14 protein-coding genes are annotated in these 11,659 nt (G+C 68.0%); 8 read left to right on the forward strand and 6 right to left on the reverse strand.

Going from position 1 to position 11,659, the window contains the following annotated elements; translation table 11 throughout:
* Positions 1 to 30: 30 nt before the first annotated feature.
* From OG876_RS28370 to OG876_RS28395, 6 genes are all read right to left on the reverse strand, one after another.
* On the reverse strand, positions 31 to 768 hold the full coding sequence (locus OG876_RS28370; RefSeq protein ID WP_328519690.1) for a response regulator transcription factor: 738 nt from the start codon (positions 766 to 768) through the stop codon (positions 31 to 33).
* A gap of 166 nt (positions 769 to 934) precedes the next feature.
* Positions 935 to 1,747: a hypothetical protein gene (locus OG876_RS28375; protein ID WP_328519691.1), complete on the reverse strand. Its 813-nt coding sequence runs from the start codon at positions 1,745 to 1,747 to the stop codon at positions 935 to 937.
* Positions 1,748 to 2,206: 459 nt separating this feature from the next.
* The gene (locus OG876_RS28380; RefSeq protein WP_328519692.1) at positions 2,207 to 2,887 is read right to left on the reverse strand and encodes a response regulator transcription factor; all 681 of its coding nucleotides are present in this window, start codon (positions 2,885 to 2,887) and stop codon (positions 2,207 to 2,209) included.
* Positions 2,884 to 3,195, reverse strand: a complete 312-nt coding sequence (locus OG876_RS28385) for a sensor histidine kinase (RefSeq protein ID WP_328519693.1) — start codon at positions 3,193 to 3,195, stop codon at positions 2,884 to 2,886. The genes OG876_RS28380 and OG876_RS28385 overlap by 4 nt, the downstream gene beginning before the upstream one ends.
* A gap of 23 nt (positions 3,196 to 3,218) precedes the next feature.
* Entirely contained in the window at positions 3,219 to 4,043 is an 825-nt protein-coding gene (locus OG876_RS28390) for a sensor histidine kinase (protein ID WP_328519694.1), read from the reverse strand.
* 198 nt (positions 4,044 to 4,241) lie between these two features.
* Positions 4,242 to 4,538, reverse strand: coding sequence for a hypothetical protein (locus tag OG876_RS28395; RefSeq protein ID WP_328519695.1), 297 nt, complete (start codon positions 4,536 to 4,538; stop codon positions 4,242 to 4,244).
* Positions 4,539 to 4,595: 57 nt separating this feature from the next.
* Here OG876_RS28395 and OG876_RS28400 point away from each other — a divergent pair, with 57 nt between their 5' ends.
* The 8 genes from OG876_RS28400 (at position 4,596) to OG876_RS28435 (ending at position 11,657) form a co-directional block, all read left to right on the forward strand.
* The gene (locus OG876_RS28400; RefSeq protein WP_328519696.1) at positions 4,596 to 5,207 is read left to right on the forward strand and encodes a CPBP family intramembrane glutamic endopeptidase; all 612 of its coding nucleotides are present in this window, start codon (positions 4,596 to 4,598) and stop codon (positions 5,205 to 5,207) included.
* 76 nt (positions 5,208 to 5,283) lie between these two features.
* Positions 5,284 to 5,685 (forward strand): hypothetical protein, encoded by a 402-nt coding sequence (locus tag OG876_RS28405; RefSeq protein WP_328519697.1) that lies wholly within the window; start codon positions 5,284 to 5,286, stop codon positions 5,683 to 5,685.
* An 83-nt stretch (positions 5,686 to 5,768) separates the two neighbouring features.
* Positions 5,769 to 6,884: a GNAT family N-acetyltransferase gene (locus OG876_RS28410; RefSeq protein WP_328519698.1), complete on the forward strand. Its 1,116-nt coding sequence runs from the start codon at positions 5,769 to 5,771 to the stop codon at positions 6,882 to 6,884.
* A complete protein-coding gene (locus OG876_RS28415; protein WP_442914031.1) occupies positions 6,856 to 7,806 on the forward strand; it encodes a potassium channel family protein in 951 nt (316 codons plus the stop codon). The genes OG876_RS28410 and OG876_RS28415 overlap by 29 nt, the downstream gene beginning before the upstream one ends.
* A 69-nt stretch (positions 7,807 to 7,875) precedes the next feature.
* Positions 7,876 to 8,781: a zinc metalloprotease gene (locus OG876_RS28420; protein WP_328519700.1), complete on the forward strand. Its 906-nt coding sequence runs from the start codon at positions 7,876 to 7,878 to the stop codon at positions 8,779 to 8,781.
* Between the two features lie 136 nt (positions 8,782 to 8,917).
* Entirely contained in the window at positions 8,918 to 9,907 is a 990-nt protein-coding gene (locus OG876_RS28425) for a LacI family DNA-binding transcriptional regulator (RefSeq protein WP_328519701.1), read from the forward strand.
* A complete protein-coding gene (locus tag OG876_RS28430; protein WP_328519702.1) occupies positions 9,904 to 10,827 on the forward strand; it encodes a carbohydrate ABC transporter permease in 924 nt (307 codons plus the stop codon). The genes OG876_RS28425 and OG876_RS28430 overlap by 4 nt, the downstream gene beginning before the upstream one ends.
* On the forward strand, positions 10,824 to 11,657 hold the full coding sequence (locus tag OG876_RS28435; protein ID WP_328519703.1) for a carbohydrate ABC transporter permease: 834 nt from the start codon (positions 10,824 to 10,826) through the stop codon (positions 11,655 to 11,657). Before OG876_RS28430 ends, OG876_RS28435 begins: the two co-directional genes overlap by 4 nt.
* The last annotated feature ends 2 nt before the right edge of the window (positions 11,658 to 11,659 follow it).

Genomic DNA, 11,659 nt, shown 5'->3' on the forward strand with positions numbered 1-11,659 from the left:
CGGGCATGCCGACGGATCGAACGCCCCCTGCTACGGACGCGTCCCGCCCAGATCGACGGATGTGCCCGGCGGTGAGTCGCCCGGCTTGACCAAACCGGTCTTGTAGGCGGCAGCCACTGCCTGCGTCCGGCTGCGCAGGCCAAGCTTCATCAGGATGCGTCCGATGTGAGTCTTGGTCGTCGTTTCACCGATCACCAGATGGTCGGAGATCTCGGTGGTTCCCAGTCCGTGGGCAAGCAGCACGAGGACGTCACGTTCGCGATCGGTGAGCGCCGCCATCTCCTCCGGGGTAGGCAGAGCCGGGTTGGGCCGCGACGCGAATTCGCCGATCAGCCGGTGGGCGACGACGGGATCCAGCCACGCGCCGCCGGCGGCCACGGTTCGCAGCGCCGCCACCAGATCTCGTCGCACCGCACTTTTGAGGAGGAATCCGGAGGCGCCGGATCGCAGCGCGCCGTACACCGCGTCGTCATCGTGGTAGCTGCTCAGTATCAGCACCCTGACCGTCTGATTACCGGGGGAGAAGTCGTCGGCGACCATCGCCCGGGTTGCCTCGACACCGTCCAGGACGGGCATCCGGACGTCAAGGAGTACGACGTCGGGCTGGAGCCTGGCGGCTAGATCGATCGCCTCGGCGCCATCGGAGGCGCTTCCGACTACCTCGATCCCAGGCTCGTTGTCGAGCAGCATCTGCAGGCCGTCCCGGACGAGGGCCTCGTCGTCGGCCAGGAGCACCCGAACCGGGGGCGCGGCGCGCTCATCGGCCATCGGTGCTGCCCTCCCTTGCCTGGGTCTCGCCTTGGAGGTCCGGCGTTCCCATGCTGACACCGCAGGCAGCCGTCGGGCACCCCGCGGGCCGCGTACGCCGGCGCCCGGCCGAAGGGCGAGGACCCACCCGGGATGGGGTGAGCCCTCGCGGTGTCAGGCGCGATCGCTACGCCTGCAGTTGGTCGTACACGTCCTTGATCTCCTGGGCGATCTCGGCGGTCGCCTTGATGGCCTCGATCAAGGCCTTGCGCAGGTCCACGAACGACGCCGCGTCGGCCACGAGGACGTCCATCGACGTGGCCAGCCGGCCGACCGGCTCGGGGAACTGCTGAGTGTGCGTCGTCACTCCGTCCGAGGCGCAGGCCGGATCGAACAGCCCGCACCGTGTCGGGTCCTCGAAGTCGTCGCTGACCCAGATCGCGCGACCCGCGGCGTCCTGCACCACGACCAAGGTGTGGCAGCGCAGACCGCCCCACGGATTGCGGTTGCGGTTGGTCGATTCCACTGTGAGGAAACCGTTCCGGTACAGGATCGCATTCGTCTGCACGAACTTGTTCCAGCCGATGTATTGCTCCTCGTGCCGGGTCGTCGGCTGCGGCGAGACCGGCGGGATGCCGGTTCCGGTCGACCAGATCGGCTGGTCGGTGGTCGTGTAGATGACGAGGTTCCGGTCGTCCTGCAGGACCAGGCGCGCGCCTGGATTGCCGTACGTGGCCGAGCCCCAGGACGGGAAGTTCGCACTGTTGTAGAGCACGAAGTGTCCGTCGGTCTGCATGTCGGCTCGGTTCGGCCGCAACGTGGCGGGGAGCGACCAGGTGTTGGTCGCCCAGATCGCGGAGGCGACGCTGGGTACGCCGCTGTAGAGAACGAGGTTGCCGTCGCCCTGCATGAACAGGCCGTACAGCCCGTTCGGCGAACGGAGAACGTCGCCGACGGCCAGTGATTGGCCGGGCTGCAACGTCCCGATGTAGTCGGTCATGGCAGTGTCCTTCGGGTAGTCATGACCGGATGTCCGGTCATGGGTGAAGCCCCCGACCGGAAGTTGGCCGGAGAACCAGCTCGGGACAGAGACATGGATGTTCGTCTAGCCGTGCGGACGCGCCGTCGGCGCATCGCTGTCGGCTTTGTGCACTCAGGACACGGCCGTTGTCCTGTTGCCCACCCCTACGAGTCCGTCCCCAGCCCGGCTCATGAGGCCGGGCGCTACGTCGATGGTGCACCGCAGCCGGCATTGCCGGCGTCGTGGTTCCGACCGAACTATCGAATCCGATCACCGCATGAGGGCCGCGCCGCGCGTCCTCCAAAAGGACGACGACGAGCAGGCCGTGGAGGCAAATGGTTCACCGCGCAGCGCGTTCGGCGGTGAGACTTGCGGCTGGTCACGAGCGCGGCTGCCCGCCGCGATTGGTGCGCCAGGTCGGCCGGATCCCCTGGGTGGTCATGGGTCGGTGGCCTCGCCGGGCTCGACGAGGCCCGACTCGTAGGCGACGACGACGGCTTGGGCCCGGTCGCGCAGCCGGAGCTTGCTGAAGACATGGGTCACGTGGGATTTGACCGTGGTCTCGCTGAGGAACAACTCCGCGGCGATCTCGGCGTTGGAGCGTCCTCGCGCCATCAGGGTGAGGACGGCGAGCTCGCGTTCGGTGAGCGAGTCGAGTGCGCTGGGTCGTGCCGTGCCGGGTCGTGGCCGCCGGACGTACTGCTGGACCAGCCGCCGGGTGACTGCCGGGGCGAGCAGGGTCTCTCCGGCAGCCACGACACGCACGGCCTCGGCCAGCTGCTCGGGCCGGACATCCTTGAGCAGGAAGCCGCTGGCACCGGCACACAGCGCGTCGTAGACGTACTCGTCGAGGTCGAAGGTGGTGAGCATCAGCACCCGTGGTCCCTCACCGGTGGCAAGCAGTTGGCGTGTCGCCTCCAGCCCATCCATGCCGGGCATCCGGACATCCATGAGGACGACGTCGGGGCGAAGGGTTCGACACAGGGCAAGGGCTGCGGACCCGTCGGCGGCCTCGTCGACCACCTCGATGTCGGGCTGGGACTCCAGGATCATGCGGAAGCCGCCGCGCACGAGCGCTTGGTCGTCAACGACGAGCACCCGGATGACATCGCCGGTCATGTCGCCGGACGCCCGATCGGTAGGTCGACGCGGACCGTGTAGCCGCCGGTGTCGTCGGGGCCGGCGTGCAGGTCTCCGCCGTACAGGGCGGCTCGCTCCAGCATCCCGGGGATGCCATGCCCGTGGTGCCCGCCCGGTCGCGGGGTAGCAGTGGAGCTGCCACGACCGTCATCGCGGACCTCCGCATGCAGTCGTTGGGGGCCGTAGTGAACCACGACGCGGACCTGATGCGCGGCGGCGTGCTTGAGCGTGTTGGTCAGTGCCTCCTGCACGATCCGGTACGCCGTCAACCCCAGGCCAGGTGGCACAGGACGGACCTCGCCATCAATGATCAGCTCGACGGGCAACCCGGTTCCCCGGACCGACTCCACCAGGTCAGGAAGGTTCTCGAGTCCGGGCTGCGGCACCACCCCGGTGCCGGCCTGGTCGGGGCGAAGGATGCACAGCAGGCGACGCAGTTCGTTAGCGCCTGTCGGCCGGTCTCCTCGACGGCGAGCAGCGGTTGCAGGGCCCGGTCGGGGTCGGTGCTCAGCATCATTCGTGCCGCGCCCGCCTGCACGGTCATCACGCTGACGCTGTGGGCGAGGACGTCGTGCAGCTCATGGGCGATGCGTGCCCGTTCCTCGGCGACGGCCGCCTGCGCTTCCCGCTGACTCTGCTCCAGCGCCGCGGACCGGCGCTCCGCTTGGGTGATCCGGAGACTGCGTCGGCGCAGCGCTACTCCGGCAAGCCAGGTCAAGGACGCGTAGACGGCCACGCTGAACGCATCGCCGGCGGGGACGCGTACGTCCTCCAGGGTCACGATGGCGATGCCGGCCACGCCCACCAAGAGGCCGAGGATTGCTTCACGGAGCCGGTTGTAGGAGCCCAGGACCCAGAACGCGAGGACATAGGCGACCACGCCCCACTTCTCGCGCACCGAATCCGGCACGTCCACGAACGAGATGAACACCTGTACGCCGATGACGAACAGCGGAGCAGCCAGAGGCCAACGCCGCCGGGCCAGCAACGGCAAGGTGTACAACCACACCGCCGGGAGCAGCAGCCACTTCGGTCCCGGCAGGTCCCGCAGCACGATCTCCAGCTCGGCGGCGACCGCGACGCCCAGCACCAGAACGTCGAAGACGCCCACGTTCAGGCTTCGGAGACTCCTCACACATCCACGATAGGAGCCACCAACCATGCACGGATCCTTCTGCCGGACGATGCGCCTCCACCCTGGGTCGCACTGACCTGGCCGCCCGCGACTGTCGGGGCCTGACGCACCCCCACCCCAGGTCGGACCTACAGGACCGCCCAGGAGGACGCCGCCGCCCTTTCGCATACCTACCTTCAGACCAAAGCCGGGAATTCCCTACAGGAGAAGGTGGACAGGATGAGCGTTCGGCGTCGTAGCAACACGGAAGGAAACGTTGTCTGGAATGGACGAGAAGGCCGACTGCGAGCAGGCTGGCGCCTCTTGGGGTTTGTGGTTCTGCTGCTCCTCGTGGCTGTCGTGGAGGACCGCCTTCGGGTCGCCCTGGAAGGGCGCCTGCCCGATCTGTACGACGGTGTTGTTCGCGCGCTCGCCTTTGCGCTCCTGGTTGCCGCTGTATTGCTGTTGGCGAGCCGCATCTTCGACCGCCGCCGAGTCGCCGACTACGGCCTCCACGTCAGCCGTCGGTGGTGGGCCCAACTCGGACTAGGACTCGGACTTGGTGCGCTGCTGATGCTCGGCACGGTAGGTCTGGAGCTGGCGATGGGCTGGGTGAAGATCACGGACACCCTCGTGCCCGCTCCTGGGCAGCCCTTTGCGGCGACGATCCTGCTGGGCCTGGTCGCAGTGGCAGCCGTCGCGTTCGGCGAGGAGGCGTCGTACCGCGGATACCCGATCAAGAACTTCACCGAGGGACTCGGCACCTCACGATGGGCAATTGTCGCCGCAGTCTCGATACCAGCGCTCTACTTCGGGGCGGCTCACGTCACGAACCCGGGAGCGACGTGGCTCAGTTCGACCAACACCGTGATCTTCGGCGTCTTGTTCGGCACCGCCTACGTAATGACCGGTGAACTGGCGCTCCCGATCGGCCTGCACTTTGCGTGGGACTACATTCAGGCATTTGTGTTCGGCGTCGTTGGCAACGGATCACACTACGGTGCCGTTCTCGTGCTCGCTCCGACTGGCGCAGCGGGAGCGCGCTGGACCGGCTTGCCCTATGGAGTGGAAGCCGGAGCGCTGGGAACAGTTGCCATGGTTGCAGGGTTCCTGCTGCTGCTTGCCTACCGGCGGATTCAGCTCGGCGCGGTCCCGCGGGTTACTCCCTTCGAACAGGTGTACTAGGCACGGCTGGGAAATTGGAGGTTGGGCTGGGCGCAAGCGGCGCCTGCCTGGCCGGTTTGCTCAGTACGCTCGGCGTATGGCAGGTGCTGGGAAGGCCAACGGCAAGCTGGCCAAGAACTTGATCAAATACAGCGTGCGGTACGGGCCGCTGGTGATCGAGGCGGTCAAGCACGGGCGCGAACCGGCCCAGCAGGCGGTCCAGGCCGCCTGGGCGAAGCGGGCGGCCCGGCGGAAGGCGAGCGAGCACGCCCTCACCGTGCGCGACGGGTCCTTGCTGAAGGTGATCAAGGACGGGGAGTCGATCTTCTTCGTCTTCTCCGGCGACGCGATCGTGACGACGTACCCGCCGGTGCCGCAGAGCGCCTACCCGGATCTCCTGCGGCACGCCGACCTGGACAAGCGGGTGGCCGCCGGCGACCTCGCCGCGCGCAAGCCGAGGATCACTCCCCATCTGCCGAAGGTCCGGCGCAAACGTTGACGCGGGCGTAACATCCCGGACCCGGCCGGGCAACAGGCGGCCCGCACAGTGGAAAGCACGTTTCCACGAGGGAGGGCGTCCGCATGCTCTGGAAGATCAGGACCGAACTCGCCGACCGGCCCGGTGCGCTGGCCGAACTCGCTGCACGGTGTGGTGCGGACGACATCAACATCCTCAGCCTCGAGGTGTTCACCGCCGAGACCGGCGCCGTCGACGAACTGGTGGTCAACACCGGGGTCGGCTGGACCGCTGACGACCTGGCCGCGCTCGCCGCCGAGGCCGGTTGCCTGCGTACGACGGTCCGCCCGTGCCAGGCCGACGTACTGAGTGATGCGCCCACCCGCTACCTGCGCGCCGTACTGCGACTGATCGACGACCCGATGTCCGTCGACGAGGAGCTCGGCAACCTGCAGGGGTTCGAGGAGTACACGCCCGCCGAGTGGGCCCGGGCCGACGCGCTGGTGGAGATCGCCGGCCGGCTCACCGAGCGGTTCGACGGGTCCGTGGTCGAGGGCCCGCGGCCCGGCAGCGCCGTACCCGAGTTGCGCAAGGCGACCGTCGAGGACGCCGAGGCCGTGGTCGCCATGCACGAGCGGTGCTCGTACGAGAGCCGCACCCGGCGGTACCACGTGCCGATGCCGAAGCTGACCACCCGCACCGCGCGGCATCTGTCCGCGCCGGCCGGCGGGGTGTCGGTCGTCGCTGCCGTAGGCGATGCCGTGATCGGGATGGCGACGGCCGCGCCGTGGGAGGAGCTCGGGAGTACGACGATGGAGGTCGCCGTACTCGTCGAGGACGGCTGGCAGGGACAGGGCCTCGGACTGCGGTTGCTGCGCCAGGTGGTCGGTGACGCGCGGGTGCTCGGCGCCGACCGGGTCGTCTGCATGGTGCAGCCGGAGAACCACGCGATGCTGCGCACCCTCGAGCGGCTGCGGATGCGGTCACGGGTGGTTCGGGACGGCGACAGCCTGATGGTCACCGTCGCGCTGTCCGACCAGAGCCTGTCGCATGCGGTGGATCGGCCACCAGTGCAATATCGTCAGACACGTGCCACCCCTTCCCACCGGTCGCAATCCACACGGTCTGCTGGTCAGCCTGCCCGCGAGCACGCGCTCGCCGCTCTATCAGCTCTTCAGCCGCATTCTGATCGCGCTGGGGCTGCTGACCGTGATGGTGCTCATCGTGGTGGTCGACCGTAGCGGCTACCGGGACAGCTACGACGGTCGCGTCGGTCTGATCGACAGCATCTACTACGCCACTGTCACACTCACCACGACCGGGTACGGCGACATCACTCCGGTGACGCCCGCCGCCCGGCTGGTGAACGCCTTCATCGTCACTCCGCTGCGGATCGCGTTCCTGGTGGTACTGGTCGGCACGACACTGGAAGTCCTGGCCAACGAGGGTCGCCGGATCATGCGGGACACACGATGGAGGAAGCGCATGAAGGACCACACCGTCGTGGTGGGCTACGGCACCAAGGGCCGCTCCGCCGTCCAGACGCTGATCAGCAACGGGGTCAAGCGCGACAGCATCGTGGTGATCGACCCGCGGGCCCAGGCGATCGGGGACGCGGGCAACGACCAGATGGCCGCCTTCCACGGCGACGCGACGAACCGGACCGTGCTGCGCCGGGCCGAGGTGATGACGGCCCGCGAGGTGATCGTGACGACCGACCGCGACGACTCGGCGGTGCTCGTCACGCTGGCGGTGCGGCAACTGAACCCGAAGGCGCACGTCGTGGTCGCCGTCCGCGAGGAGGACAACGTCCCACTGCTGCGGCAGAGCGGCGCGGACGCGGTCGTCACGTCATCCGAGGCGGTCGGCCGGCTGCTCGGCCTGACCTCGGTCAGCCCGAACCTGGGTGAAGTGATGGAGGACCTGCTCACGTACGGCGAGGGCCTCGAGGTGGCCGAACGCCCGGTGCTCGGCCGCGAGGTCGGCAAGCCGCCGTCCGCCGTCCCCGACCGCGTGGTGTCGGTCGTTCGCGACGGAAAGGTGCACCGCTACTACGACGCCAACGTCTCGGTCCTGGCCGCCGGCGACAAACTCATCGTCGTCCGGCCCGCCAAGGAAACCCCGTGGGCCGAACGCCCCGGCGCGGACGAGCAGGACGAGTAGCTCTTCCGCGGTACCACCAGTCTGCTTAGAGTCGAATCTGCCTGGGGTCGAGCGCGGCAGGGGGCAGTGATGAGGTGGAACAAGGCAGCCGGAGTTGTCGGCGTTGCGGTGATGGTGTGTGCCGGGCTGACCAGCGCACAAAGCCAGGCGGCGCCGCCGGGGAACGAATGGTTCGGGCCGTGTGTCCCGGCGGACAGCGTCGTCCAGGCGCGGGGTGGACCGCGTGAACCGGACCTCGGGCAGGTCGACCAGGACCTGCCGGCCGCGGCGAAGGGCCAGGCGAAGCCGGGGTTCAAGGCGACCGTGCCGGTCTACTTCCATGTGATCACCGACGGTACGGTCGGTTCGCTGACGACGACGCAGATCGCCGCGCAGATCGACGTACTGAACAACACCTATGCCGGCGGTGAAGGCGGAGCCAAGACCGGGTTCAGCTTCCGGCTGGCCGGGGTGACGCGGACGGACAACGCCGCGTGGTTCGCCGCAGGCCCGGGCGGCACCGACGAACACAGCATGAAGCGGGCGCTGCACACCGGCGGGCCGGGTGACCTGAACCTGTACTCGACGACCGCGGGCCCCTACCTCGGCTGGGCCTACCTGCCGGACATCGTGACCAAGCCAGGCCAGGCGTACCTCGACGGCGTGGTGATCGACTGGGAGTCCTTCCTGGGTACGTCGACGACGTACGCGGACCGCTTCGACCAGGGCGAGACGTCGACCCACGAGGTCGGGCACTGGCTCAACCTGGAGCACACCTTCTTCGGCGGCTGCAATGCGAAGGGCGACTTCGTCGCGGACACCCCGGCCGAGAAGACGCCGACCTCGGGGTGCCCGGCCGGCAAGGACACCTGCACGGCCCCTGGCCTCGACCCGATCCACAACTACATGGACTACTCCTACGACTCCTGCTACAACCAGTTCACTCCCGGCCAGGCTCAGCGCATGGCGGACGCCTGGCTCCTGTACCGCGCCTGATCGCCGTACTCCCGGACCGTGACCCCTGACGGGTCACGGTCCGGTTGCGTGTTGCCCGCCTGAGGTTGACCGCGCGGCGCCTGCGTCCTAGTGTCTGACCTGTAAACGATTACAAGAACGATTACAGGAGGCCGGCGTGAGTCGTCCGACGATCGCTGAGGTGGCTCGGGCGGCCGGGGTCTCGGTGGCGTCGGTGTCGCGCGTGCTGAACGGGCTGCCCGCGACCGAGGAGATGGCCGAGCGGGTGCAGCGGGCGGTGCAGGAGCTCGGGTATGTGCCGGACTCCCGAGCACGATCGCTCAAGGTCGGGCGCACGTTCCAGCTCACGCTGGCGGTCGCCGACGTCGGTAACCCGGTCTACGTGACGATGATGCGTGCGGTCGAGGAGGTCGTGTCCGCGGCCGGTTATCGGCTGGTGGTGACCACGACCGGGCCGGATGTGGTCGACGAGGTCGCGCTCGTTCGCGGGATGGCCCGCGGGTACGCCGACGGCCTGGTGATCAGCCCGCTGCGCGTCGACGAGGACCTGATCAAGTCGATCCGCGAGTGCGAGGTGCCGGTGGTCGTCGCCGGTAACGTCCCCGCCAAGGCCGGCGTCGACACGATCCGCGCCAACTCGCCGAAGGGCATCCTGCTGGCGGTCGAGCACCTGACGGCCAAGGGACGCACGCGGATCGCCTTCGTCAACGGCCCGGCGGACACGGTGCCGGGCGCAGCCCGGGCGAAGGGCTTCGCCGACGCGATGAAGGAGTTCAAGCTGACGTCGGCCGGTCAGATCGAGGCTGCCGACTTCACCTTCGCCGCCGGACGCGAAGCGGGCAAGAAGCTGTTCAAGAAGAGCGGTCCCGACGCGGTGGTCTGTGCCAACGACCTGCTCGCCGTCGGAGTCATGCACGAGCTTGCCGCCTACGGACTAGACGTTCCGAACGACGTGGCGGTGATCGGGATGGACGACAGCGAACTCGCCGAGCAGTGCTTCCCGCCGTTGACGAGTGTGAACCTCGGGTCGGCCGAAAGGGGACGGCGAGCGGCTGAGTTGCTGTTGGCAAGGATCGAGGACTCCACCCGGACCCCGCGGCGGATCGTCGTACAACCGACGCTGAGCGTGCGGAGGTCCACGCCATGACCGCGACCCTGACCGCGCCGGCGCCGGCCCCGGTGAAGAAGACCACCCGCCCGAAGCAGAATCGCGAGGCGATCTTCCTTTTCCTGCCCGCGCTGCTGCCGGTCCTGCTGCTCAGCGTCTACCCGCTGATCCGCGGCATCGCGCTCGGCTTCACCGACGCGCGCGCGGGGCTCAACGTCGAGACCAACTTCATCGGCTTCGGGAACTTCTCCAAGCTGCTGCACAACGGCCTGTTCTGGGACTCGTTCCGGATCGGCATCATCTGGACCCTGTCGGTCACGATCCTGCAGTTCGTCGCCGCGCTCGGCCTGGCCCTGCTGCTCAACACGAACATCAGGTTCCGTGGCGTCGCCCGGACCATCGCCCTGATCCCGTGGGCGATGCCGCCGGTGGTGGTCGCGATCATGTGGCGCCTGCTGCTGCACCCGACCAACGGCCCGGTCAACGAGATCCTGCAGAACCTGCACCTCACCGACCACCCGATCAACTTCCTCGGCAACTTCAGTACGGCGTTGCCCGCGGTGATCGTGGTCGGCATCTGGGTCGGCATGCCGATGACCACGGTGACTCTGCTGGCCGGCCTGCAAGGCATCGACCGCACGCTGTACGAGGCTGCCGCGGTCGACGGCGCGAGCGCCTGGAGCCAGTTCTGGAACATCACGCTGCCACAGCTGCGAACCGTGATCGTCGCGATCACCAGCCTGGACCTGATCTGGAACTTCAACTCGTTCGGCCTGGTCTACGTGCTCACTGCGGGCGGTCCGGGCGGCAAGACGATGCTGCCGATGCTGTTCGCCTACAACGAGGCGTTCCGGTACGGGAACTTCGGCATGGCCGCCGCGATGGGTGACGTGATGGTCGTCATCATCATCGTGTTCCTCGCCTTCTACCTGCGGAACCGGCTGAGGAGCGAGGCATGAGAACACGACCGGCCGCCCGCGCCCTCCAGTACGTCGCTGTCGTCTGCTACCTGATCTTCCTCGGCTTCCCGCTGCTCTGGCTGATCTCCAGCTCGCTGAAATCGCCGCGGGAGTTCGCCAGCATCACGCCGTCGCTGCTGCCGAAGAATGCCGACTTCTCCAACTACACGGACGCGCTGAGCGAACAGGGCCTGGTCCGGGGACTCGGCAACAGCCTGCAGATCTCGATCCTCACCACGATCCTGGTGCTGATCGTGGCGCTGCCGGTGTCCTACGCACTGGCCCGCTTCCGCAGCCGGCTGCGGCCGGTCACGAACGGCTGGATCCTGGTCAGCCAGGTGTTCCCGGTGATCCTGATCGTGATCCCGCTGTTCATGATCCTGCGGCCGCTGCACCTGACCAACACGATCCCCGGTGTGGTGATCGTCTACATGGTCTGGTCGCTGCCGTTCGCGTTGTGGATGCTGCAGGGGTACGTCGCCGCCGTACCGCGGGAGCTGGAGGAGGCGGCGTCGGTGGACGGCGCGAGCCGGGTCCGCACCATCGTGTCGATCGTGATGCCGCTGCTACGGCCGGGGCTGATCGCGACCGCGATGTTCACGTTCATCTCGGCGTGGAACGAGTTCTTCTTCGCTCTGGTCCTGCTCCAGGACCCCCAGCTCAAGACCTTGCCTCTGGTGCTCGCCCGGTTCGTCGGGGCCGAAGGTCAGGTTCAGTTCGGCCCGCTCGCCGCCGCTTCCGTGCTGGCGACAGTGCCCAGTCTCGTGTTCTTCGCCTTCCTGCAGCGCCGGCTGACCTCCGGCCTGTTGAGCGGCGCAGTCAAAGGTTAGGA

The sequence above is a fragment of the Kribbella sp. NBC_00359 genome (assembly GCF_036097425.1).
GTDB lineage: Bacteria > Actinomycetota > Actinomycetes > Propionibacteriales > Kribbellaceae > Kribbella.